We start from the raw sequence: 22,803 nt of genomic DNA on the forward strand, positions 1-22,803 counted from the left end.
CTTCAGGCCCGCAACGGGTTGCCCCGGATTACAGTGCCGCGATTTCAGCCCACTCGTGGTCTGACAGCATCTTGTCGAACTCGACCAGAATGATCAGTTCGCCATCCTTGTTGCACACGCCCTGGATAAACTTGGCACTTTCCTCGTTACCCACGTTCGGTGCGGTCTCAATTTCGCTGGCTTTCAGGTACACCACCTCAGCCACGGAATCCACCAGAATGCCCATGACCTGGTTGGCCGATTCCATCACCACAATCCGGGTGGCATCGGTGACTTCAGCATCCGCCAGGCCAAAACGCCGGCGGGTGTCGATGACCGTAACCACGTTACCCCGGAGGTTGATGATGCCGAGCACATAATCCGGAGCTCCCGGAACCGGAGCAATCTCCGTGTATCTCAGCACTTCCTGGATCTGCATGACATTCAGACCGTAGGTCTCATCATCCAGCCGGAAGGTAACGTACTGCAGTACCTGATCGTCCTGGGCCTGATTGGTTTGTCCGCTCGGGGATGCCATTGCGATGTTTCTCCTCTTGGGCTGCCCGGCGGGCAACCTGATCGTCAAAAAAATATCATCAGTGCCCAATACTATAGTTAAGGGCACAAACCGTGCCAGCACGGCTCGGTTTCTTTCAGTAACCGTTGTTTGCGTCAACTAAGATCCAGATGGTGCTCTCTTTCCGCCCGCTCCAGCAAGTCTGCCATGGTGCGCACATCAATCAGTGCGCACATATGGTCAATCACCGTACCGGCTAGCCAGGGCCGTTTGCTGCGGGCGCTGCGCCAGCGCACTTCGTCGGGCCGGAGGGTGAAAGACTGGGCCACATCGTCACAGGCCAGCCCCCACTCACTGTTATCAAGCCGGATCACGAAGCGATAGTTATCACGAGCGCCAGGGGGTACCCGCCCCGCCATGATCCATTCAGCGGAATCCACAACCCGCAGGTTCTGGTCCCGATCCGGGCGAATACCCATGTACCAGCGTGGACTGCCCGGGATCGGCCGGATCTCTTCCTCAATACGATGGATGGCGCCCAGAAGAATCAAAGGCACCGCCAGTTGCAGCCCGGCAACCGTGAATATCAGGCACTCGAAGGGCTGCTCCGACCACTCGGGGCGCGATGGTGGCGCAGCCGGCTCTGGCTCGGGCCGAACCTCCTCTCTCTGCTTTGGCACAGGCACTTCCGGAGCCTGGCGTACCACTGGCCTCGCTGGCTCTGCCGGCTTTTCGGGCGCCGGGCGCCGCGGCTCGGGTCTCGCCGCCGGTTTTTCGACGGTTGGTGCCGGAGCTGGACTCGGTCGGGTTGCTACCCGGGGCTCTTCACGCACCGGTTTCACGGGCGCCGGCGTCTCGGTTTCCTCCCGAAGTGCGGTGTCAGTGGCCGTATGCAGCAGTTCGTCAAGGTAACTGGCAATGGCGGTTTCCGGATCCGCCAGCCTTGTCAATTTATCGTCAGCCATGCTGACGCTCCTTGACCGTGCCCACCCGACTCATGAGGTCGTCCAGCAGGTGACTGTACGCCCGGACACCGTGGGTTTCCGCATCCAGTGCAGAGGGCGTGATACCGCCCTGGCTGGCATCCCGGAACTTGGTGTCCACTGGAATGGCAAATTGCCACAGGGAGTCACGGTAGGTTTTTCGGAGCAGATTAAGGCTCTTCACCGACGCCTGGGTACGGCGGTCAAACAGGGTTGGCACAATGGTGTAGGGCAGCTCGTTTTTCTGGGAACGCATGATCATCTTCAGAGTATGCAGCATGCGCTCCAGGCCCTTGATGGCCAGAAACTCGGTTTGCACGGGAATAATCAGATGCTGCGCCGCCGCAAGGGCGTTGACCATCAGAACCCCGAGCGAGGGGGTATTGTCCAGCAAGACATAGTCGAAATCGTCCCAGAGCTGGGCCAGGGCCCTGGAGATAATCAGCCCCATGCCCTCAACCCCGATCATCCTGCGCTCAAGGGTAGCCAGAGCCGCACTTGCCGGTAGCAGGGACAGCCCCTTGCAGCTGGTTTCGGTAATCAGCTGGGCCGGAAGACCCTCGGGCACCTTACCCTGATGCTGGAACAGATCGAAAACGCTGTGGGCGATGGTATCCGGGTCATACCCGAACCAGCTGGTGAGCGAGCCGTGTGGGTCCAGGTCTACAACGAGAACACGCTTGCCGCGCTCGGCAAGCAGGCCGCCCAGCGCGACAACACTCGTGGTTTTACCGACACCACCTTTTTGATTGGCTACTGCCCAGATTCGCACGCTTCGATTCTCCAGAGAACACGTCGGTGTGGCCGAACTTTAACGATAGCCACAGCCCGGTTATCGGCCACTCCCCGGGCAACTTGAACGAATTGCATCGGGGAGTTCCGGCAAGCTCTTGCCGGCGCCTTTTTGTTAACGGGGATTAATACAGGAACCGTGCCAATGGCTCTATACGCATCTGCCGACGATGCCGTTCAGCGCATAGCGCCGCGGATACTGGCGTCACGGGAAATCAGCAATACCACCCGCCGATTTCTGCGCCGTCCCTCTTCCGTGTCATTCCGGGCAACCGGCTGATACTGGCCATAGCCCACAGCCGCCAGACGCTCCGGCTCGATGCCCTCCATCACCAACATCCGTACCATCGAGGCCGCCCGGGCGGCAGACAATTCCCAGTTGGAGGGATAGCGGGAGGTACTGATCGGCTGGTTATCAGTGAAGCCTTCCACTTTAACCGCGTTGTCCCGGTTATTCAGGACAGAGGCAATCTTCTCGACAACATCGAACGCGTCGTAATGGGGCTCGGCGTCACCGCTGCCAAACAACAAACTGTTGGGAAGATTCAACTCCAGCCACTCGTCACTGGTCTCGAGTGACACGACCCCCTGGTTGATCAGTTCATCGAATTCCATGGACAGCTGGTCGGCCATGGCCCGCAGCGCTTCCGTTCGGGCCTGGGCGTCCATTTCCGGATTACGGGGGGCTTCGGTCACTGCTGGCGGAATGACGTTTTCCGCAGGGGCGTTCAATGATCGTTGGGGCTGATCGCCAATCTCTATGGGCTGAAAGGACCTCTGGGGCGCGTTAAACACACCCGTCAGGGTTTCCGACAGGACTTTGTACTTGCCTTCGTTAACAGATGATACCGAGTACATCACCACGAAAAATGCAAACAGCAGCGTGATGAAATCCGCATAGGAAATCAGCCACCGCTCCTTGTTGTGCAGATCATCCTGGGGTTGCCTACGGCGCCGCATAAGTTGGCCTGCGCATGCTTACTGCAGGAAGCCCCGCAGCCGCAATTCGATGGATTTCGGGTTTTCGCCTTCGGCGATGGCAATGAGACCGTCGATCATCATGTCCTCATATCGGGTCCGTTCCCGCACGATGCCACGCATCTTGTTGGCAACTGGAAAAAACAGCAGGTTGGCCAGGGCCACACCGTAAATAGTGGCGACAAAGGCGGTCGCGATCCCGCTGCCCAGAGACTGTGGATCCTCGAGGTTGGTCATTACCTGGATCAGCCCCATCACCGCGCCGATGATACCGATGGTCGGCGAGTAACCGCCCATGGCCTCGAACACTTTGGCGGATTCCAGATCACGCTGCTCCCGGGACTCGAGATCCACCTCCATGATGCCCCTGATGGTTTCCGTTTCCGCTCCGTCCACCAGCAGTTGCAAACCCTTGCGGGCGAAAGGTTCAGGTTCCCGTTCAGCGAGACCTTCAAGACCCAGCAATCCCTGCTTTCGCGCTTTGACACTCCAGTCGATGACCTTGCCAATGCCATCTTCGAGATTGATAAACGGCGGGACGAACACCCAGCGCACCTGTACAAAGGCCCGTTTCAGCATGGGCCAGGAGGTCTGGAGGATAGTGGCCGCCAGGGTACCCCCAATGACGATGATGGCGGCCGGCCCATTAAACAGGGAGCTTACTGCACCGCCTTCAAGCAGATTGCCGCCAAGTATCGCGGCAAAGGCCAGTATGACCCCCAGCAAACTCAGGATATCCATCAGCAGACACCTTCGACCAGACGCGGACCGATTTCGTCCAGGGACAGCACGTCGTCGGTCAGTCCTGCCTTGGCAACGGCCATGGGCATGCCATAGATAACCGATGACTTTTCATCCTGGGACCAGATGTCCGACCCGCTCTGCTTCATCATCCGGCACCCTTCCTTGCCGTCCGAGCCCATGCCGGTGAGAATGACGCCGAGCGTCTTGCCCGGGAAACTCCGGGCCAGGGAACCGAAGGTTACGTCGACACAGGGCTTGTAGTTGAGCCGCTCGTCGCCGGGCAGGATGCGGATCCTGGCCTGCCCACCCCGGTTCTCAACCATCATCTGCTTGCCACCGGGTGCCAGAAGAGCAAGTCCCGGCCGCAACACATCGCCATCCGCGGCCTGCCGGACTTCAATCCGACAGAGCTTGTTCAGGCGTTCAGCGAAAGCCGGCGTGAAGCTGGCAGGCATGTGCTGTACCAACACGATGGGAGCCGGAAAGGTTGCGGGCAACGCCGTCAGTACCCGTTGCAGGGCAACAGGTCCACCGGTGGAGGTTCCGATGCCAACCACAGCGTAATGCTTTGCCGGGCCTCGGCGGGTAGGACGCCTCGGCGCCTCGGGTTCAGTCGCAGCCGGAGGGCTGTGGGCGCCTGGCCGCTGGCGCGGCGTGACTTCCGCACGAGGACGGGCCGGCGTGGCGGGAGCGCGGGACGTGGGCGCCGACAGTTCGGGGCGGGCCGGCGCTGCAGGGCGGTTGCCCGGGCGGCTGCGGGCCACGTCCAGAATCCGCTCAATCAGGATTTTCTGGAGCTGGCTGTTGTCACGGGCAATTTCTTCAAAGTTCTTGGGCAGGAAATCAACGGCACCCGCCTCGAGGGCATCGAGTGTGACCCGGGCGCCCTCGTAGGTGAGAGAAGAAAACATGAGTACCGGTATGGGATGTTTGCGCATGATTTCGCGCACGGCGGAGATGCCATCCATCACCGGCATTTCATAATCCATGGTGATCACATCGGGACGAAGCTTTTCAGCCAGCTCCACGCCTTCCCGGCCGTTGGTTGCAGCCCCAACCACCTTGATCTGGCCGGAGCTGGTCAGGATTTCCGTCAGCCGTTTGCGAAAAAACCCTGAATCGTCAACGACCAGGACAGAAACTGTCATCCACTTCTCCTACCCAATCCATCGTTCTTCGGCCTTCTATGGCCGCAGTCACCTGAAAGCCCGGCTTAGCCGTAGTGTTGCAACAGGCTTGGCACATCAATGATCAGCGCGATCCGGCCGTCGCCGGTAATGGTGGCGCCGGCCATTCCCGGCGTACCCTGGAGGGCTCGACCGAGGGGCTTGATCACCACCTCTTCCTGCCCCACCAACTGGTCGACCACAAAACCGACCTGTTTGGTCCCCATGGCCACGATGACCACATGGGCGTTTTCCGGCACTTCCTGGGAAGTACCATCACGCACCAGCCATCGTTTGATGTGAAACAGCGGGAACACCTTTTCCCGGACCACAATACACTCTCGTCCGTCGACGATATTGGTCTTGGTCAGGTCCAGGTGGAAAATCTCGACCACATTCACCAGCGGCAGCGCGAACGACTGATCACCCAACATGATCATCAGTGTGGGCATGATGGCCAGGGTCAAAGGAACCTTGATAACAATCCGGGAACCCTTCCCCAGTTGCGATTCAATGCTCAACTGGCCATTGAGTTGCCCTATCTTGGTTTTGACCACATCCATGCCGACGCCACGACCGGAGACGTCCGAGATCTGCTCCTTCGTGGAAAAACCGGCAGCGAAAATCAGGTTAAAGCACTCGGAATCGGTCAGGCGATCCGCGGCATCCTGATCGTAAATCCCCTTCTCAACGGCCTTGCGACGGAGCACTTCCGGATCCATACCGGCGCCATCATCCTCGATGAACAGCAGGATATGATCCCCCTCCTGTTCGGCAGACAGGGTTACCGTACCCTGGCGAGGCTTACCTGCTTTCTCGCGCACTTCCGGGGCTTCGATCCCGTGATCGACCGAGTTTCGAACCAGGTGAACCAGCGGATCAGACAGCGCTTCGACCAGATTCTTGTCCAGGTCGGTGTCTTCACCGTGCATCACCAGGTTGACCTCTTTCTTGAGGTTCCGGGCCAGGTCACGCACAACCCGGGGGAACCGGCCGAACACCTTCTTGATCGGCTGCATACGGGTCTGCATGACGGCAGACTGGAGGTCGGTGGTGACCACATCCAGGTTGGACACGGCTTTGTGCATGTGTTCGTCTTCGCTTTCCGCGCCCAGACGCTGCAAGCGGTTACGCACCAGCACCAGTTCACCCACCATGTTCATGATGTCGTCGAGACGCTTGGTGTCAACACGCACCGTTGTTTCAGCCGCGGGCGCGTGTTCGCGGGCGGGCATCGCAGGGGTGGCAGCGCCTTTGGTCTCCGGCTTCCCGGGCTTCGGTGCCTCTGCTTTTGGCTTGGCTGGCTCTTTCGGCGCTGAGGGCTCTTTCGGCGCTGGCGGCTCTTTCGCTGCTGAAGGCTCCTTCGGACCGGAGGACTCTCCCCCGGCTGTCGGGCTTCCGCCCTTGCCGTGCAGATCGTCCAACAATTTTTCGAATTCGTCGTCGGTGATCAGATCGTCGCTGCCACCGCCTTCTGCCTTTGCCGCCGGCTTTTCTTCTTTGCTGACAGCATCGTCCTCGCCCGCAGGTGCGCCGGCAAACTGCCCTTTTCCATGCAGCTGGTCGAGCAGCGCCTCGAACTCGTCGTCGGTTATCTCGTCGTCGCCGGAACCCTCCCAGTCACCGGAAGACGCTCCGGAGTCTGAAGCCGGTGCCTGGTCTTCGCTCTTTTCGTCCTGCAAGGCATCCAGAAGCTGTTCGAATTCGTCGTCGGTGATGTCGCCACCATCCTCCGCCGGTTCACTCTCTTCGTGTTCTGGCTGAGGGTCGGCGACAGGCGCTCCCTCACCTTCTGGCAGGGCCAGGGCATCGAGGCGGGCAATCAGTTCGTCCGGAGCCGGTGTTGGTTCCTCGTGATTGCGAACCTCTTCAAACATGGCATTAACGTTATCCAGGGCCTCCAGAACCACGTCCATCAGTTCGGAGTCCACCTTACGCTTGTGATTGCGCAGGGTATCGAAAACGTTCTCGGCGGAGTGGCAGCAATTTACCAGCGCTTCAAGCTGAAGGAAGCCCGCGCCGCCTTTAACGGTGTGAAAGCCACGGAAAATGGCGTTGAGCAGATCACTGTCGTCAGGATGTTGCTCAAGATCTACCAACTGCTCTGACAGCTTTTCGAGAATTTCACCGGCTTCTACCAGGAAGTCCTGCAAAATCTCTTCATCAGCATCAAACGCCATGCGTTACCCTCTTTGTTCAGAAACCGAGACTGGACAACAGGTCGTCAACGTCATCCTGTCCCGAAACTACATCTTCACGCTCATCGGCCTTGATCTGGGGCCCGACGCCCTTCTCTGCAGATTCTTCCTTCTCTTCAATCTGGTGCACGGTGCCGGTGAGCTGATCCACATGGCTGGCCATCACCACCAGGCTGAGCATCTGCTCCTCAACCTCTTTTACCAGGGCGGTGACCTTCTGGATAACCTGGCCCGTCAAATCCTGATAATCCTGAGCAAGCAGAATTTCCGAAAGATTGTTGTACATGGTGTCAGCGTCGCTGGCCGTACTGACAAAAAAGCGATCAATCCGGCCGTACAGTTCCCGGAACTCCGCCGGCTGCATCTCCCGACGACGCAGACGTTGCCATTCGTCCCGCAAGGAGGCCGCCTCTTCCCGAAACGCGTTGGCCACCGGCATGGTTTCCTCAACCAGATCCATGGTGCGGTTGGCCGCTTCGCCGGTCATCTGCACAACGTATTCGAGGCGATCGGAGGCGTCTGTCATCTTCGACAGCGCTTCTTGCTGTTCCGCGTTCCGGGGGTCAATCTGGAAGTTCCGGATGGCTTCGTGCAGGCTCCGGGTCAATCGCCCTACCTCGCGGTACAGACTTTGATCCCTGACCTCGCTGAGTTCATTGATCAGGGTCATGGCTTTGGCATAATCACCGGCATCAACACTCTCTGCCAGCTCTGCTGCCTGCCGCTGGAGCTTTTCGGTCACCTCCGGCTCAAGGCCCCGATGGTTCTTTTTGCTATCGCTCATGAGAGCCATCCGACCTCTGGTTACTGGATTCTTTCAAAGATTTTCTCAATCTTTTCCTTGAGCACAGCGGCAGTGAACGGTTTGACAACGTAGCCGTTCACACCCGCCTGAGCCGCGGCAACAATCTGGTCGCGCTTCGCCTCAGCCGTTACCATCAATACCGGCAGGGTTTTCAGATTCTCGTCAGCCCGGACAGCCTTCAGAAGATCGAACCCGGACATGCCCGGCATGTTCCAGTCGGTGACCAGAAAGTCGTATTTGCCGCTCTTCAGCATCGGCAAGGCTGTGTTGCCATCGTCTGCTTCATCGGTGTTGGTGAAGCCCAGATCACGCAGCAGGTTTTTGATGATCCGTCGCATTGTGGAGAAATCATCCACAATGAGGATTTTCATGTTTTTGTCCAATGGGACCTCCAGTTAGTAACACCCGGAATTCGTTTGACCTTCGCGTTCAAAGTCTAGCAGGCCGCTGTTTAAACCGCTTATTGTCAGACCTTTGCTTCCGTTGTAAAGCATCGGTTACCAAAAACTACAGACTGCACCTTCGCAGACACAGACTGAACGCAATCAGCTGTCCGGTTCCTGGCGCCAATCCGACAACCGCCCCCGAAGGCGCAAGGCAGCCTGGCTGTGAATCTGGCTGACCCTGCTCTCGCTGACGCCCAGCACGGCGCCTATTTCCTTGAGGTTCAGCTCTTCCTGGTAATAAAGGCTCAGAACCAGTTTTTCCCGCTCCGGCAGGTCTTCAATGGCCTCAGCCAGGCTCCGCCGGAAGGCATCGGAGGACAACCCCTCCAGAGGGTTATCCTGCGTCTCTGTCTGTTCTATCGGCAGCTCTCCGGATTCATTGAGCTCATCGAGGCTAAAAAGTCGGCCACTGTTGGAATCGGAAAGATAGGAATGATACTCCGCCAGCTCCATACCCAGCTCCTCGGCCACTTCCTGATCCTGGGCTTCCCGGCCAAGCCGGTCTTCCACAGCCTTGATGGCCCGGGAAATGCGACGGGCGTTTCGATGCACGGAGCGGGGAACCCAGTCGCCCTTGCGGATTTCATCGACCATCGCCCCACGAATCCGGATACCGGCGTAGGTCTCGAAGGTGGCTCCTTTGGTGGAACTGTATCGCTGGGCAGCCTCAAGCAGGCCAATCATGCCGGCCTGCATAAGATCTTCAAGCTGAACGGAAGCCGGCAGGCGGGCCATCAAATGGAGGGCGATTTTCTTGACCAGCGGCGCGTGTTGCTCAACAAGCTGAGATGCCTTCTGCGCACCTGACTGGTTATAAATTCCGAGGTTTTTCGCCAATGTCATGTATCCGGTTTCTTGTTTGACTGGATCCGATTCAGACTTCGACGAGCCGCTCCACAAAGAATTCCAGATGTCCACGGGGTGAGGACGGCAACGGCCAGCTGTCTACCTTGTCGGCCAGAGACTTGATGGCCAGGGAGGCTTTCGCTCTGGGATAGGCATCCAGCACTGCCCTCTGTCTCTGGACTGCTTTCTTCACTGCCTCATCGTAGGGGACTATACCGACATATTGTAGTGCCACATCGAGGAAGCGCTCGGTGACCCGAGTCAGTTTTTCGAACAGATGCCGGCCTTCCTGCTCATTCCGCACCTGGTTGGCAAGAATGCGGAAACGATTGGTTCCATAATCCCGGTTCATCAGCTTGATCAGGGCGTAGGCATCGGTGATGGACGTGGGTTCGTCACACACCACCAACAGTAATTCCTGGGACGCCCTGAGAAAGCTGACCACCGATTCGGAGATACCGGCGGCGGTGTCGACGATCAGTACATCGATCTGATCCCCCAGCTCGCTGAACGCATTAATGAGCCCGGCATGCTCCATGGGACTGAGCTGGGTCATCCGCTGGGTACCTGAGGAGGCAGGAACGATCTTTATGCCGCCGGGACCATTTACCAGAACGTCCTTGAGGTCACAGTCGCCTGCCAGAACATCCTGAAGGTTACGGTTGGCGGTGATGCCCAGCAATACGTCGATGTTGGCGAGCCCAAGATCGGCGTCGAGCAGCACCACTCTCCGGCCTTTCTGCGCCAGGGCAATTCCGAGGTTGACCGACACGTTACTCTTGCCGACTCCACCTTTACCGCCGGAAACTGCAATCACCTGTACCGGATGTGCTCTGCTCATACTGTTTTTTGTCTCTTGCCACGTTTCGCCGGTGCGTTTCCGACGCCTGCTGTCAATCTGTCCGGTCTCAGGCGTGCTCTTTCAGGCCCTCTGCGACCGCCTGCTGTTGCTGGAGTGTTTTAAGCCGATCCACGGCCAGCCGCACCAGCGGAACAGCTTCTGCGTGGTGCAGATCTTCAGGAATCTTCTGCCCGTCTGTGTAGTAGGCTACCGGCAGACCGGTTTCCATGACAAAACCGAGGGACTCACCCAATGTGAGGGCCTCATCGATCTTGGTCATCACACAGCCCGCAAGATTTGCCATCTTATAGCAATGCCAGACGGATTTCATGATGCGCGGCTGACTGGTTGCCGAGACGACCAGATGCGTTTTGACATTGTGATGGCTGCGAGCCAGTTCGGCCAGCTGTTCCTGATAACCTTTATCCGAACTTGTCAGCCCGGCAGTATCAATCAGAACCAGGTGACGGTCTGACAGCTCGTCCAGAATATCGTCCAGGCTGTGAGTCTCATCCACCACCCGAACCGGCACATTCAGGATACGACCGAACACGAACAACTGCTCGTGCGCCGCCACCCGGTATCGATCGGTGGTGACCAGAGCCAGGGAGTCGGAGCCATGCTTGAGCACATACCGCGCCGCCAGCTTTCCAATCGTGGTGGTCTTGCCGGAACCGGTAGGACCCACCAGCGCATAGGCGCCCCCCTCATCAAGCCACTCCATGCGAGAGGTCCGGACGCCGGTGCACAGCATTTTCAGGGACTGCTTCCAACCATCTTCCAGTCGCCCTGCCTTATGGCGACGGGAAATTGACCCTGCCAGCTCGCTGCCCAGGCCGAATTCCTGCAGGCGCTCGGCCAGCCTTTGCTGAACAGCCGTGTTTGTCGAAACCACAGAGTCCGGCTGCGGGCGACCACCCTGCATCATATCCCTGAGGGAGCTGATCTCGGCACGCATCTGTGCGAGTTCATCAGAATAGACATCCTTCGGCGCCTGGGGCTCAGCCACACTATCACCGAAATCGCCGCCGACCGTTTCCTGAACAGCAGCAAACGACGGACCTGAGTAGCCGGCTCCCTGGGAGGCACGCTTTTCCCTGACTTCACGGATGCGGTCACGGGATCGGCTCAATTCATCCTCGAGACGACGATGCTGGTCAGCCTGCATTTCTGCCAGGCGGGATCCGTTGGTGGCTTCTTCGGCCTGGTTGCCCAGGCGCTGGCGCGCCATGTTTTCGTCATAGTCCAGCGCCGTCACGATTTCGACACCACCGTCGACCCGACGGTTGGAAAGAATAACGGCATCCGGCCCCATCTGTTCACTGACCTGTTTCAGCGCCTCTGCCATGGTCTGAGCAAAAAACCGTTTTACTTTCATGATGCCTCTTCCTCCACCGGCAACACCGTGCCGGCCCTGTCCGCTCTGTCATCCGCGCCGTTACTGGCCAACGGACGCCACGATCGTAATCTGTTTGTTATCCGGAATTTCCTGGTACGAGAGCACGTGCAGTCGCTCTACCCCATAGCTGGCAAACTTCGCCAGGACCGGCCGCAGTGGCCCGGACACCAGCAGAATGGCCGGTTTGCCAAGCATCTCCTGGCGCTGGACGCTCTCCTGAAGCGATCGCTGGAGCTTCTCCACCATATTCGGCTCCAGAACCAGGCCAATGTCTTCCTGACCGCCGGATTGTTGACTCTGCTGAACAGACTTCAGCAATAACTGTTCCAAGTCCGGATCCAGGGTGATCACCGGTATCTCCGATTCGTTGCCGCAGATGCTCTGGACAATCATCCGGCGCAGGGACTGCCGGGCTACGGTGGTCAGCAGCTTGGGATCCTGACTCTTCGGATGAACATTCACGATGGCCTCGGCAATGGACCGCATATCCCGGATCGGCACTTCCTCCTTCAGCAGGTTCTGCAAGACCTTCAGGAGCAGACTGATGGAAACGGTGGTGGGCACCAGCTCTTCGGCCAGCTTCGGAGAAATCTTCTCAAGCTGATCCAGCCACTTCTGGACCTCTTCGTGGCCCAGCAGTTCGTGGGCGTGTTTCTGCAACACCTGGTTCAGATGGGTGGCAACCACGGTACTGGCATCGACTACGGTATAGCCAAGGGTCTGTGCCTGGTCTTTCTTATCGGGCTCGATCCAGCAGGCATCCAGACCGAACGCCGGATCCTTTCCTTCAATCCCTTCGACCTTTCCAAATACCTGGCCGGGGTCGATGGCCAGCTCCCGGTCCGGGTGAATCTCTGCCTCGGCGATGGTTACGCCCATCAGGGTGATGCGATAGACGTTGGGCATCAGGTCCAGATTGTCGCGAATATGAACCGAAGGCATCAGGAAACCCAGATCCTGGGACAGTTTTTTGCGAACGCCCTTGATGCGACTGAGCAACTGACCGCCCTGGGATTTATCGACCAGCGGAATCAGCCGGTACCCCACTTCCAGACCGACGATATCGACGGTGGACACATCGTCCCAGCCCAGCTCTTTGGTCTCTCCGGGTGCCGGCAGCTGACGACCCTGATCGCCACCCGCGTCTCCGCCCGGCGGCAGATCACGACCCGCCGGTCGCGGTGCCGCGCCGCCAGCGCCCCTGGCCGGGAAGGCGCCCTCCTCCTCGACAGTCTGCCTCTGGTGTTTCCAGATATACCAGGCAGCGCCGCCAGCCAGCGCACCCAGACCCAGGAAGGCCACGTGAGGCATGCCGGGAATCAGGCCGAGGATAATCAGGATTCCAGCGGCAATGGACAGTGCCTTCGGCGCACTGAACATCTGCTGCAGGATCTGGCCGCCCATGTCCTGGCTGGAAGTGACCCGCGTTACCATGATCGCCGCAGACGTGGACAGCAGCAGCGAGGGAATCTGTGCCACCAGGCCGTCACCAATGGTCAATAGCGCATAGCGCTCCATGGCCAGCCCGAAATCCAGGCCATGCTGGAGCATACCGATGGCGATCCCGCCGACGATGTTAATGGCAAGAATGAGCAAGCCGGCAATGGCATCGCCTTTAACGAACTTGGACGCACCGTCCATGGAACCATAGAAATCCGCCTCCTGGGCAATCTCGGCCCGGCGATGCTTGGCTTCGTCCTGATTGATCAGGCCGGCGTTGAGATCCGCATCAATGGCCATCTGTTTGCCGGGCATGGCATCCAGGGTGAAACGGGCACTTACTTCGGAGACCCGGCCGGCGCCCTTTGTGACCACCAGGAAGTTGATGATCATAAGAATCGCGAAGACCACCAGACCCACGGCGTAGTTGCCTCCGATGAGTACCGCACCGAAGGACTCGATCACCTTACCGGCCGCGTCGCCGCCCTCGTGGCCGTTCAACAGAACGATCCGGGTAGACGCCACGTTCAGGGCCAGACGCAGCAGCGTGGCCACCAGCAGTACCGTGGGGAAAGAGGCAAACTCCATGGGCCGCAGGGCGTAGACACAGACCAGCAGAATGACAATCGACAGGGTGATGTTGAACGTGAAGAACACGTCCAGCAAAAACGCCGGCATGGGCAGAATCATCATACCGAGCAAGCCCATCAGCATGATGGGAATGCCCAGATTTCCCCGCGTCAGGGTTTTGACGTTATTGAGGACTAAAGCTCTGTCCATGCCGGATACTTCTCCGATTGGCCGTGCCTGCAGGCGTTTCAAAGGTCGAAAATCTGACGCGGCGGCGTCGTTTGGAAGAGTTATCGCAAGATCCGTACCAGCCCTTAGTGGATTTCCGCGAACCGGCCATTTGCGGCCTGACTCGCCTTGCCAGATGCGGTATCCTTGCGCCATTTAATTGCGACGCTAAAACCCCAACCAGACACACAGGTGACCCCATGCCAATCCACGAGGTAAAACACCCTCTGATCCGCCACAAGCTCGGCATCATGCGCCGTGCGGATATCAGCACCAAGAATTTCCGGGAGCTGGCACAGGAAGTTGGTGCACTTCTGACCTACGAGGCCACCAAGGACTTCAACCTGCAGGAAAAAACCATCGAAGGCTGGGCCGGCCCAGTGAATGTGGAACAGATTCACGGCAAGAAAGTCACCATCGTTCCGATCCTCCGGGCCGGGCTTGGCATGCTCGACGGTGTTCTGAGCCTCATTCCTGTTGCCCGGGTCAGTGTTGTCGGCCAGATCCGCAACGAGGAAACACTCGAGGCCAGCACCTACCTGGAAAAACTGGTGGGTGAGCTGGATCAGCGAATGGCCATGATCGTCGATCCCATGCTCGCTACCGGCGGCTCCATGATTTCCACCATCGACCTGCTCAAGAAAGCCGGCAGCACCGAGATCAGGGCCCTGGTTCTGGTAGCCGCGCCCGAGGGCGTCAAGAAAGTCCTCGAGGCCCATCCGGACGTGTCGATCTACACAGCCTCCGTTGATGAACGCCTGAACGAGAAAGGTTATATCCTTCCGGGTCTCGGCGATGCCGGCGACAAGATCTTCGGCACCAAGCAGAAGGACGTTTAAGCATGCAGGATCATACCAACGACCCGGTCTGGAAACAGGCCATTGCCGGCTCACAAATGCTGCTGGTGGCCTTCGGTGCCCTGGTGCTGATGCCATTGATCACCGGCCTGGATCCCAACGTGGCCCTCTTCACCGCCGGCCTGGGCACCCTGATCTTTCACGTGGTGACCGGCGGGCAGATCCCGATCTTCCTGGCGTCCTCCTTCGCCTTTATTGCCCCCGTAATCGCTTCCAAGGGCCGGTTTGGCATGGAAGAAACCCTGGGCGGCCTGATGGCCGCAGGTATTCTCTACATCTTCCTGAGTGGCCTGGTTCGGATGCGGGGCACCGGCTTTGTCCGCCGCCTGCTGCCGCCAGTGGTCATCGGCCCCGTGATCATGACCATCGGTCTCGGCCTGGCACCGGTTGCAGTTCACATGGCCTCCGGCCGTACGGGTGACGGCGCCAACCAGCTGATCCCCTACGACACCGCCATCTGGATCGCGATGATCTCTCTGGCCGTAACCATCATCATGTCGGTCTGGGCCAAGGGCATCTTCCGCCTGATTCCCATCATGTTTGGCGTGATCACCGGCTACATCCTCTCCGCGTTTGCAGGCATCGTGGATACCACGCCCATCAAAGAAGCCGCCTGGTTTGCCGTTCCCAACTTCGTTGCGCCCGAGTTCAGCTGGGGCGCCGTGCTGTTCATGATTCCGGTAGCCATCGCCCCGGCCATCGAACACATTGGCGACGTGCTGGCCATCGGCAACGTGACCCGCAAGAACTATCTGGAAAAGCCGGGCCTCCACCGCACCCTCCTGGGTGACGGCCTGGCCACCAGTGCTGCTTCCATGCTCGGTGGACCACCCAACACCACCTACTCTGAAGTCACCGGCGCGGTCATGCTGACCAAGAACTTCAACCCGAAAGTCATGTGGTGGGCGGCCGGCGTAGCCATCGTTCTGGCCTTTGTTGGCAAGTTCGGCGCGGCACTGCAGACCATCCCGGTCCCCGTTATGGGCGGCATTCTGTGCCTGCTGTTCGGCTCCATTGCCGTGGTTGGCCTTAACACGCTGATCCGTCACCAGGTGGACCTGTCACAGTCTCGCAATCTGGTGATCGTCGGGGTCACCCTGGTATTCGGTATCGGCGGGATGGTGCTGGGTCATCTGGAAGGCATCGCGCTGTGCGCGGTGGCCGCCATTATCCTGAACCTGATCCTCCCCGGCAGCCGCGAGGCATGGGGCAAAGCCGTCTATGAGCAGAAAGCCGACTGACAGCTCCGGCATCAGCTTCACTGCCCTCTACACCGGTGCCGTCTGGCACCGGTACGGGCTTTCCGACGACATTCTGGCCACGGAAAAAGGTCGCTGGCTATACCGCCTGATGACACCCTTCGAGGCCGCCAGCAAGGCGGCCATCGGTGGCAACATCCGCACCTTCCTCCTGCAACGCCATCTGATCATCGAGCATCTGATCGACCAGGCCATCAAAGAAAAGGGCATCACTCAGGTCCTGGAAATCGCCTGCGGCATGTCTCCCCGGGGCATCCGGTTACGCCAGAAACATCCCCTGCTCCATATGGTCGAAGCCGACCTGCCCGACATGGCCGCCCGCAAGGCGCTCCGCCTGATGGCCACTGGCCGCCTCGGCGACCATCACCAGGTCACGCCCATCGATATCCTCGCGGATCACGGCGAGTACCAACTGGAAAAAGTAATCGACCGGGTATTCGAGAACAACGAGCCGGTAATCATCGTTACCGAAGGCCTGACCAGCTATTTTTCCCTGGAAACCATCACCGTGTTCTGGCGCAGACTCTCCTCCGCCATGGGCAAGCGCCCGGGTTCGGTTTACCTGTCCGAAAGCTACTACCAGCCAAGCCAGCCTGTACTGAACACCACCCTGAAAGCATTAGGAGGCGTCCTCGGGGCCATCACCCGCAGCGAGGTATCCTTCCACTTCCGGACTGACGCTCAGGCAAGGGAGCATTTCCTGTCCTGTGGGTTCGCCTCTGCCACCGTGCATGACCCGCGGTCCTGGTATGGAATCTTGCCGATTCCCGAAAGCCGCGGTGAGCCGATGGTTCGGGTTATTGAGGCTGGTTGCTGACCTTGCCTTCGAGTCCTGCCCTAGCCTGCTGTTTCGGGGTAAGAGGTTTGTGGGTCTGCTTCCCAAAAACCGCTACGAGCACATCCATGTGCGCTTGGCTGTGGCCATCCATGGCCACAGACATTTTTGGGAAGCAGACCCACAAACCTCGCAAACCTGACGGGAATCCGCCAAAACCGCGTAGATTGGATTAGGCGAGGCCCAAATCCAACAAATGTTATTAAAACCACAACGGGATTGTCGGATTACGGCTTCGCCTAATCCGACCTACGGTCAGCACTAGTATTTTTCAGCGATATCGATGGGTTTGAAAAGCGGTTGTGGGTGGCCTTTTCAGGACTGTCTGTGGCCATGGATGGCCACAGTCAAGCGCACATGGATGTGCTCGTAGCGTGTCCTGAAAAGGCCACCCACAACCGCGCTAACTCCTAAACCCGCAGGCTACTTACAGGAACCCCACTCAGAACTAAACGTCGCGCCGCAAATCAGAGGGAATGGGGAAGTCAGGCATACCAGGTTTAGGCCCACGCCCCTTGCGGAACTGGCGAAGCTGGAACACATAGGCGAGCACCTGGGCGATCGCCATGTAGAGGCCATCGGGAATTTCCTCGCCGATATCCGTGTTGTGGTAAACCGCTCGGGTCAGCGGCGGTGTTCTCAGAATCTCGACTTTGTTCTCGCGGGCAATTTCCATGATCTTGAACGCCACCTCATCGGCCCCCTTGGCCACTACAATCGGCGCAGCCATCTCCTTCTGATCGTACTTCAACGCGACGGCATAGTGGGTCGGGTTGGTGATTACCACGTCTGCGGTCGGCACATCCTGCATCATCCGGCGCTGGGCCATTTCGCGTTGGAGCTGTCGGATCTTGCCTTTGACCTCGGGTTTACCCTCGGTGTCCTTGTATTCGTCTTTCACCTCCTGCTTGGTCATGCGCAGTTTTTTCTGGTGATCGTAGATCTGGAAGGGTACGTCGATGGCCGCGATGATGATGGTGGCGCAAGCGAGGAGGAAAAAGCTCCAGGCGATGGTCCAGAGTACGTGTTCCATGGCCGGCACCACAGGTTCCTCGGCGATGGACAACAGGTCTTCGGTGCGCAGGTCCAGGATAAGGATGGCCAAAGCCATGACAAGGCCGACTTTTGCAATGGCCTTGACCAGCTCGATCAGCGAGCGCATTGAGAACATGCGCCCCAGGCCCTTGATGGGGTCCATACGATTGAGTTTCGGGGCCACGGCCTTGCCGCTGATCAGCAGACCGCCAATTCCGATTGAGCCGAAGATGGCGGCAATAAGAAGTAGTACCAGAATCGGCGAGAGGGCCCAGGCGGCTTCCTTGGAAGATTCGATGAGCTGGACGCTCATGTGCCGCATGTCAAAGATGGCGGACCGTTCGATCACGAAGCTGTCGCGCATGATGGCTTCCAGCGACGCTCCGAGGCTGGCGCCGAACACGAGCATGCCTCCCGCGCCAGCCAGAAGCACCGCCATGGTGGCCAGCTCTTTGGAACGGGCAGTCTGGCCCTCCTCCCTGGCCTTTTCGAGCCTTCGGGGGGTGGCCTCTTCCGTTTTTTCCTGACTGTTATCGTCTTCTTCGGCCATGAGTCTCTATGGCTGCCCTTGCAGTCCCCGCATGAATTCAAAGGTCTCCCGGGTGTACTGATCAAAGTGCGGCAGAAAATTGGCGTGCAGCACCCATATGGCAAACAATCCAAAAATCAGGCCAATCGGAAAACCGAGAGCAAAGATGTTCATCTGGGGAGCAGCGCGGGTCATGACGCCGAAGGAGATGTTGACGATCAGAACGGCGGTAACCGCCGGCAGCGCCAGGAGCATGGCGGAGGCGAACATCCAGCTGATCCGATGGGCCAGTTCCCAGACGCCGGTCTGGCCCAGTCCCTCCATGCCGATGGGCAGGGTCCGGAAGCTTTCTATGAAGACTTCGAAGGCCACCAGGTGACCGTTCATGGCCAGGAACAGCAGAGTGATGGTGATGGTATAGATCTGGGACAGTACGGGCACGTTAACGCCGTTGGCCGGATCTACCATGGAAGCGAAGCCCAGGCCCATCTGCATGGCGATCATCTGGCCGGCGATGACGAAGAGTTGCCAGAGCGCCGTGAGTGCGAAGCCCATGCCGACACCAATGAGGATCTGCTGCAGGGTGATCACCACCGCATCGGCGCTCAGGGCCTCCACCTGAGGTACAGGCGGGATCATGGGTGCAATCAGGATGGTCATTAGCAGAGCCAGCCCCAGACGGATCCGCGCGGGTACCAGCTGGGTACCGAAGATGGGGATCACCATCAGGAAGCTGGCCAGGCGGAACAATGGCCAGATGTGCTGGCCGACCCATTGGCCGATAACGTCCGCGCTGATTTCCGCCGGTATCATCCGTCAGCCGATCAGGTAGGGAATGTTACCGAACAGCCGGTTGGCGTGGTCCAGCAGCTGCGTCAGCATCCAGGGGCCCCACACGATGATAACGATCAGCGTAACCAGCAGGCGGGGCAGGAAGCTCAGGGTCTGTTCGTTGATCTGCGTTGCCGCCTGAAAGGTACTGACCACAAGGCCAATCACCAGACCCGGTCCGATGATTATCGAGGCAAGGAGAACAATCATCCAGAGGGCTTCGCGCAGGATGTCGATAACGGTTTCCGGAGTCATGACGCCTCCTATATTCCGTAGCTGGCGGCCAGGGTGCCCATGATCAGGGCCCAACCGTCCACCAGCACAAACAGCATGATCTTGAACGGCAGGGAGATGATGATCGGCGACAGCATCATCATACCCATGGCCATGAGAACACTGGCCACCACCATGTCGATAATCAGGAACGGAATGAACAGGATAAACCCGATCTGGAATGCGGTCTTGAGCTCACTGGTCACGAATGCCGGCATCAGTATCCAGAAGGACACGTCCTCGGGCGTGTCGTACTGTACGTCCGAGATTCGCATGAACAGGGCCAGGTCACTCTCCCGGGTCTGCTCCAGCATGAATTTCCGGAACGGCTGGCTGGCCAGTTCGACCGCCTCCAGGGAGGTCACTTCTTCCTGCATGTAGGGTTGCAATGCCACCCGATTGGCCTCCTCCAGCACCGGTTTCATGATGAAGATGCTGAGGAACAGGGCCAGGCCCAGGAGAATCTGGTTCGAGGGCGTGGACTGCAGGCCGATGGCCTGGCGCAGGATGGCAAACACGACGATGATTCGGGTAAACGAAGTCATCATCATGAGCATGGCCGGCAGGAAGGTCAGCGCGGTCATCAGCGCCAGGATCTGAAGGGTGACCGAGTATTCCTGCGCGCCCTCGCCTTCTCCCGGGGTCACGGTAAACGCCGGTATACCGGGGATGCCGGAGGGTTCCTGGGCGAACGCCAGAGGTGCCCAGAAAAAGCCTGCCAATAAAATCAGGGAAGGCAGCAGTCGCTTGATGGTTGCGGCAAGCATGGGGCTAATCGTTCCTTGTCGGGGAGGTCCAGGATTTGCCGATCATGCCCTGCAGGCGGCGGGCAAAATCGCTGGAACCGGCGCTGCCGGCCTCGACAACCGGCTCATCAAACACATGGAGGGTTCGGATCGCCGATGGCGTAATGCCCAACAGGATCTGCTGGCCGCCCACTTCAATCAGGGCAATACGCTCCCGGGCTCCTATAGCCATCACCGAAACCACCTTGATGGCGTTGTTGTTCATGCCGGTCATGCCGTTCATCCGCCGGATGATCCAGGCGCAGCCATAGATGACTGCCACCACGGCCACCAGACCCAGCCCGAGGCTGAGGATGGTACCGAGCGTATCCGGGGCTCGCACCGGAGAGTCGGGCGCGGCCGTCTTTGCCGTTTCCTGGGCAACAACCGGATGGATTACCAGCAGCGCCAGTGCCGCAGTCAGTCTGGCCCACATGTTACTTCTGCAACCGCTTGATGCGTTCGCCCGGGCTGATCACATCGGTGAGACGGATGCCGAACTTTTCATTCACCATGACCACCTCGCCATGGGCAATCAGCGTACCGTTGACCAGCACATCCAGGGGCTCGCCCGCCAGCCGGTCCAGCTCGATAACCGATCCCTGGTTCAGCTGTAGCAGGTTCCGAATCGGGATCTGGGTGTTGCCGACTTCCATGGAGATAGTGACCGGTATGTCGAGGATAACATCGATATCCGGAGCCGGGCCGCCACCCTGGGCGGGCTCACTTCCGGCATCAAACTCTTCCATGGGGGCAGCCTGAACGTCGTCTTCGTTGCCACCGGTCTCGCCGGCCTCGGCCATGGCAGCGGCCCACTCGTCCTCACGTTCGCCTTCGTCACCGGACTCTTCCATGGCGGCTTCCCACTCGGCAGCCAGCTTTTCGTCTTCGCTGAGTTCCTGCTCGTCTTTCTTGTCGTCGTCAGCCATTGCGTCCCACCTTCAGTTGTTTCTTTACCTTGGGCACAGATGCCCGTTCGTGAATTCGAAGCGCCAGTTTCCCGTCACGGGTTCCCAGAGTCGCCTTGTAGACCGGGATTCCGTTGGCAGTGACCGTCAAATGCTCGGGAATCTCAACCGGGATGATGTCGCCGGCTTTCATCTTGGCAATGTCCCGCAACGAGATCCGACGGCGACAGACCGTGGTGTTGATCGGAACGTTTACCTCTTTGATATCTTCCTGAAGCGCATTCACCCAGCGCTCATCCACATCGTCGATATCACTCTGGACACCAGCATCCAGCACGTCACGAATGGGCTCGATCATGGAATAGGGCAAGGCAAAGTGCAGCTCACCACCGCCGCCGTCGAGCTCAATATGGAAGGTGCTGACGACGACCACCTCACTGGGGCTGACGATGTTGGCCATGGCCGGGTTGACCTCGGAGCTAAGGTACTCGAAGTCCACCTTGAGGACCGCATGCCAGGCTTCCTTCATGTCATGAAACACCTGATCCAGAACCATCTGGACAATGCGGGTCTCGGTCGGGGTGAACTCGCGGCCCTCGATCTTGGCGTGGCGCCCTTCCCCACCGAAAAAGTTGTCCACCAGTTTGAAGACCAGTTTGGCATCCAGCACGAAGAGCGACGTGCCGCGCAATGGGCGAACCTTGCACAGGTTGAGACTGGTGGGCACGTAGAGGGTGTGGATGTATTCGCCAAACTTCATGATCTGAACGCCGCCAGTCGAGACATCGGCGTTACGTCGCATCAGGTTGAAGAGGCTGATCCGGGTGTAGCGGGCAAAGCGCTCGTTGATCATTTCCAGGGTCGGCATCCGGCCCCGGACAATGCGGTCCTGACTGGCAAGGTCGTAGGACTTTATGCCGGTATCGTCAGTCTCTTCATAGGTGTCTATGTCACCGTCGTCCACCCCGTGGAGGAGGGCATCGATTTCATCCTGTGACAACAAGTCCTGCATACGTAGTCCTGCCCCTGAAGTACCTTGGCACGTGCGCTATTGCACGACGAAATTTCTGAATAACACCCGTTTGATCGCGGGCTCGCCTTCCTGCTCCAGCACCTGATTCACCGTAGTCAGCATCCGGTCGGCCAGGCCGCTCCGCCCCTCGGGCGTCTGCAATTCATTGAAGTCGCTGCTTCCAAGAACCGTGACCAACTGGCTTCGAATCAAGGGCATATGCAATTTGGCAGCTTCCAGCGCCTGCTGATCTGTTGACTCGAGCGCCAGATAAACCTGGGCGTAGCGCTGGCGACCCTCCGCCTGAACCGTGGTAACGATGGCTTTGTCGATCTGGTGATAGCTACTGGGAATGAAGGTTTCCTCTGCAACCTCTTCTGCCTCACCGTCGTCGCCACCCATACCCGGCAAGCCATCACCGAGAAACCAGAGGGTGCCCACCACGGACAGTACAATCGCCAGAATGACCACCACAACCAGCATGATGATCAGCTTCAGTTTTCCTTTCTTGGCGGGCGCCGCTTCAGATTCGTTATTTTCAGCCATA

24 protein-coding genes are annotated in these 22,803 nt (G+C 58.7%); 3 read left to right on the forward strand and 21 right to left on the reverse strand.

Going from position 1 to position 22,803, the window contains the following annotated elements:
- Nucleotides 1-28: 28 nt before the first annotated feature.
- From GJU83_RS02585 to flhA, 13 genes are all read right to left on the reverse strand, one after another.
- Entirely contained in the window at nucleotides 29-517 is a 489-nt protein-coding gene (locus GJU83_RS02585; RefSeq protein ID WP_008173094.1) for a chemotaxis protein CheW, read from the reverse strand.
- Between the two features lie 134 nt (nucleotides 518-651).
- Complete coding sequence (locus GJU83_RS02590) at nucleotides 652-1,461, reverse strand: chemotaxis protein CheW (protein ID WP_153633603.1); 810 nt, start codon at nucleotides 1,459-1,461, stop codon at nucleotides 652-654.
- Complete coding sequence (locus GJU83_RS02595) at nucleotides 1,454-2,251, reverse strand: ParA family protein (protein ID WP_069183207.1); 798 nt, start codon at nucleotides 2,249-2,251, stop codon at nucleotides 1,454-1,456. The genes GJU83_RS02590 and GJU83_RS02595 overlap by 8 nt, the downstream gene beginning before the upstream one ends.
- A gap of 197 nt (nucleotides 2,252-2,448) precedes the next feature.
- A complete protein-coding gene (motD, locus tag GJU83_RS02600) occupies nucleotides 2,449-3,231 on the reverse strand; it encodes a flagellar motor protein MotD (protein WP_153633604.1) in 783 nt (260 codons plus the stop codon).
- 18 nt (nucleotides 3,232-3,249) lie between these two features.
- Nucleotides 3,250-3,990 (reverse strand): flagellar motor protein, encoded by a 741-nt coding sequence (locus GJU83_RS02605; RefSeq protein ID WP_069183205.1) that lies wholly within the window; start codon nucleotides 3,988-3,990, stop codon nucleotides 3,250-3,252.
- The gene (locus tag GJU83_RS02610) at nucleotides 3,990-5,141 is read right to left on the reverse strand and encodes a protein-glutamate methylesterase/protein-glutamine glutaminase (RefSeq protein ID WP_153633605.1); all 1,152 of its coding nucleotides are present in this window, start codon (nucleotides 5,139-5,141) and stop codon (nucleotides 3,990-3,992) included. Before GJU83_RS02610 ends, GJU83_RS02605 begins: the two co-directional genes overlap by 1 nt.
- Nucleotides 5,142-5,206: 65 nt before the next feature.
- Complete coding sequence (locus tag GJU83_RS02615; RefSeq protein ID WP_153633606.1) at nucleotides 5,207-7,339, reverse strand: chemotaxis protein CheA; 2,133 nt, start codon at nucleotides 7,337-7,339, stop codon at nucleotides 5,207-5,209.
- Nucleotides 7,340-7,355: 16 nt separating this feature from the next.
- The gene (locus tag GJU83_RS02620; protein ID WP_069183676.1) at nucleotides 7,356-8,141 is read right to left on the reverse strand and encodes a protein phosphatase CheZ; all 786 of its coding nucleotides are present in this window, start codon (nucleotides 8,139-8,141) and stop codon (nucleotides 7,356-7,358) included.
- A gap of 20 nt (nucleotides 8,142-8,161) precedes the next feature.
- Entirely contained in the window at nucleotides 8,162-8,545 is a 384-nt protein-coding gene (cheY, locus tag GJU83_RS02625; protein WP_008173086.1) for a chemotaxis response regulator CheY, read from the reverse strand.
- 162 nt (nucleotides 8,546-8,707) lie between these two features.
- Entirely contained in the window at nucleotides 8,708-9,451 is a 744-nt protein-coding gene (locus GJU83_RS02630; RefSeq protein ID WP_153633607.1) for an RNA polymerase sigma factor FliA, read from the reverse strand.
- Between the two features lie 31 nt (nucleotides 9,452-9,482).
- On the reverse strand, nucleotides 9,483-10,295 hold the full coding sequence (locus tag GJU83_RS02635; RefSeq protein WP_069183201.1) for a MinD/ParA family protein: 813 nt from the start codon (nucleotides 10,293-10,295) through the stop codon (nucleotides 9,483-9,485).
- A gap of 67 nt (nucleotides 10,296-10,362) precedes the next feature.
- Nucleotides 10,363-11,673, reverse strand: coding sequence for a flagellar biosynthesis GTPase FlhF (gene flhF / locus GJU83_RS02640; protein WP_136631997.1), 1,311 nt, complete (start codon nucleotides 11,671-11,673; stop codon nucleotides 10,363-10,365).
- Nucleotides 11,674-11,733: 60 nt separating this feature from the next.
- Nucleotides 11,734-13,914 carry a flagellar biosynthesis protein FlhA gene (gene flhA / locus GJU83_RS02645; protein ID WP_153633608.1) on the reverse strand — a complete coding sequence of 727 codons (2,181 nt, stop codon included), beginning with the start codon at nucleotides 13,912-13,914 and terminating at the stop codon, nucleotides 11,734-11,736.
- Between the two features lie 218 nt (nucleotides 13,915-14,132).
- On the opposite strand from flhA, the gene upp reads away from it, so the two are divergent.
- The 3 genes from upp to GJU83_RS02660 are packed head-to-tail and all read left to right on the forward strand — an operon-like array spanning nucleotide 14,133 to nucleotide 16,865.
- The gene (gene upp / locus GJU83_RS02650; protein ID WP_069183198.1) at nucleotides 14,133-14,771 is read left to right on the forward strand and encodes a uracil phosphoribosyltransferase; all 639 of its coding nucleotides are present in this window, start codon (nucleotides 14,133-14,135) and stop codon (nucleotides 14,769-14,771) included.
- Between the two features lie 2 nt (nucleotides 14,772-14,773).
- Nucleotides 14,774-16,030, forward strand: a complete 1,257-nt coding sequence (locus GJU83_RS02655) for a uracil-xanthine permease family protein (protein WP_069183197.1) — start codon at nucleotides 14,774-14,776, stop codon at nucleotides 16,028-16,030.
- Complete coding sequence (locus GJU83_RS02660) at nucleotides 16,011-16,865, forward strand: class I SAM-dependent methyltransferase (protein ID WP_153633609.1); 855 nt, start codon at nucleotides 16,011-16,013, stop codon at nucleotides 16,863-16,865. Before GJU83_RS02655 ends, GJU83_RS02660 begins: the two co-directional genes overlap by 20 nt.
- A gap of 466 nt (nucleotides 16,866-17,331) precedes the next feature.
- On the opposite strand, the gene flhB is transcribed toward GJU83_RS02660, so the two are convergent.
- Genes flhB through GJU83_RS02700 form a run of 8 tightly spaced genes read right to left on the reverse strand, consistent with a single transcriptional unit; the run spans nucleotide 17,332 to nucleotide 22,802 of the window.
- A complete protein-coding gene (gene flhB / locus GJU83_RS02665) occupies nucleotides 17,332-18,468 on the reverse strand; it encodes a flagellar biosynthesis protein FlhB (RefSeq protein ID WP_153633610.1) in 1,137 nt (378 codons plus the stop codon).
- 6 nt (nucleotides 18,469-18,474) lie between these two features.
- Nucleotides 18,475-19,260 (reverse strand): flagellar biosynthetic protein FliR, encoded by a 786-nt coding sequence (gene fliR, locus GJU83_RS02670; protein WP_153633611.1) that lies wholly within the window; start codon nucleotides 19,258-19,260, stop codon nucleotides 18,475-18,477.
- A 3-nt stretch (nucleotides 19,261-19,263) separates the two neighbouring features.
- Complete coding sequence (gene fliQ / locus GJU83_RS02675; RefSeq protein WP_008173075.1) at nucleotides 19,264-19,533, reverse strand: flagellar biosynthesis protein FliQ; 270 nt, start codon at nucleotides 19,531-19,533, stop codon at nucleotides 19,264-19,266.
- 8 nt (nucleotides 19,534-19,541) lie between these two features.
- Entirely contained in the window at nucleotides 19,542-20,318 is a 777-nt protein-coding gene (fliP, locus tag GJU83_RS02680) for a flagellar type III secretion system pore protein FliP (protein ID WP_136631518.1), read from the reverse strand.
- A 4-nt stretch (nucleotides 20,319-20,322) separates the two neighbouring features.
- The gene (fliO, locus tag GJU83_RS02685) at nucleotides 20,323-20,772 is read right to left on the reverse strand and encodes a flagellar biosynthetic protein FliO (RefSeq protein WP_153633612.1); all 450 of its coding nucleotides are present in this window, start codon (nucleotides 20,770-20,772) and stop codon (nucleotides 20,323-20,325) included.
- A gap of 1 nt (nucleotide 20,773) precedes the next feature.
- Nucleotides 20,774-21,265, reverse strand: a complete 492-nt coding sequence (gene fliN / locus GJU83_RS02690) for a flagellar motor switch protein FliN (RefSeq protein ID WP_153633613.1) — start codon at nucleotides 21,263-21,265, stop codon at nucleotides 20,774-20,776.
- Nucleotides 21,258-22,256, reverse strand: coding sequence for a flagellar motor switch protein FliM (gene fliM, locus GJU83_RS02695; RefSeq protein WP_069183190.1), 999 nt, complete (start codon nucleotides 22,254-22,256; stop codon nucleotides 21,258-21,260). Before fliM ends, fliN begins: the two co-directional genes overlap by 8 nt.
- Nucleotides 22,257-22,292: 36 nt before the next feature.
- Nucleotides 22,293-22,802: a flagellar basal body-associated FliL family protein gene (locus GJU83_RS02700; RefSeq protein WP_153633614.1), complete on the reverse strand. Its 510-nt coding sequence runs from the start codon at nucleotides 22,800-22,802 to the stop codon at nucleotides 22,293-22,295.
- Nucleotide 22,803 lies beyond the last annotated feature (1 nt).

It is taken from the genome of Marinobacter salsuginis, assembly GCF_009617755.1.
In the GTDB taxonomy this organism is placed as follows: domain Bacteria; phylum Pseudomonadota; class Gammaproteobacteria; order Pseudomonadales; family Oleiphilaceae; genus Marinobacter; species Marinobacter salsuginis.

Coding starts and splice junctions, on each gene's coding strand:
- GJU83_RS02585 (WP_008173094.1), bottom strand. CDS start 517: ATGGCATCCCCGAGCGGACAAACCAATCAGGCCCAGGACGATCAGGTA.
- GJU83_RS02590 (WP_153633603.1), bottom strand. CDS start 1,461: ATGGCTGACGATAAATTGACAAGGCTGGCGGATCCGGAAACCGCCATT.
- motD (WP_153633604.1), bottom strand. CDS start 3,231: ATGCGGCGCCGTAGGCAACCCCAGGATGATCTGCACAACAAGGAGCGG.
- GJU83_RS02605 (WP_069183205.1), bottom strand. CDS start 3,990: ATGGATATCCTGAGTTTGCTGGGGGTCATACTGGCCTTTGCCGCGATA.
- GJU83_RS02610 (WP_153633605.1), bottom strand. CDS start 5,141: ATGACAGTTTCTGTCCTGGTCGTTGACGATTCAGGGTTTTTTCGCAAA.
- GJU83_RS02615 (WP_153633606.1), bottom strand. CDS start 7,339: ATGGCGTTTGATGCTGATGAAGAGATTTTGCAGGACTTCCTGGTAGAA.
- GJU83_RS02620 (WP_069183676.1), bottom strand. CDS start 8,141: ATGAGCGATAGCAAAAAGAACCATCGGGGCCTTGAGCCGGAGGTGACC.
- GJU83_RS02630 (WP_153633607.1), bottom strand. CDS start 9,451: ATGACATTGGCGAAAAACCTCGGAATTTATAACCAGTCAGGTGCGCAG.
- GJU83_RS02635 (WP_069183201.1), bottom strand. CDS start 10,295: ATGAGCAGAGCACATCCGGTACAGGTGATTGCAGTTTCCGGCGGTAAA.
- flhF (WP_136631997.1), bottom strand. CDS start 11,673: ATGAAAGTAAAACGGTTTTTTGCTCAGACCATGGCAGAGGCGCTGAAA.
- flhA (WP_153633608.1), bottom strand. CDS start 13,914: ATGGACAGAGCTTTAGTCCTCAATAACGTCAAAACCCTGACGCGGGGA.
- upp (WP_069183198.1), top strand. CDS start 14,133: ATGCCAATCCACGAGGTAAAACACCCTCTGATCCGCCACAAGCTCGGC.
- GJU83_RS02655 (WP_069183197.1), top strand. CDS start 14,774: ATGCAGGATCATACCAACGACCCGGTCTGGAAACAGGCCATTGCCGGC.
- GJU83_RS02660 (WP_153633609.1), top strand. CDS start 16,011: ATGAGCAGAAAGCCGACTGACAGCTCCGGCATCAGCTTCACTGCCCTC.
- flhB (WP_153633610.1), bottom strand. CDS start 18,468: ATGGCCGAAGAAGACGATAACAGTCAGGAAAAAACGGAAGAGGCCACC.
- fliR (WP_153633611.1), bottom strand. CDS start 19,260: ATGATACCGGCGGAAATCAGCGCGGACGTTATCGGCCAATGGGTCGGC.
- fliQ (WP_008173075.1), bottom strand. CDS start 19,533: ATGACTCCGGAAACCGTTATCGACATCCTGCGCGAAGCCCTCTGGATG.
- fliP (WP_136631518.1), bottom strand. CDS start 20,318: ATGCTTGCCGCAACCATCAAGCGACTGCTGCCTTCCCTGATTTTATTG.
- fliO (WP_153633612.1), bottom strand. CDS start 20,772: ATGTGGGCCAGACTGACTGCGGCACTGGCGCTGCTGGTAATCCATCCG.
- fliN (WP_153633613.1), bottom strand. CDS start 21,265: ATGGCTGACGACGACAAGAAAGACGAGCAGGAACTCAGCGAAGACGAA.
- fliM (WP_069183190.1), bottom strand. CDS start 22,256: ATGCAGGACTTGTTGTCACAGGATGAAATCGATGCCCTCCTCCACGGG.
- GJU83_RS02700 (WP_153633614.1), bottom strand. CDS start 22,802: ATGGCTGAAAATAACGAATCTGAAGCGGCGCCCGCCAAGAAAGGAAAA.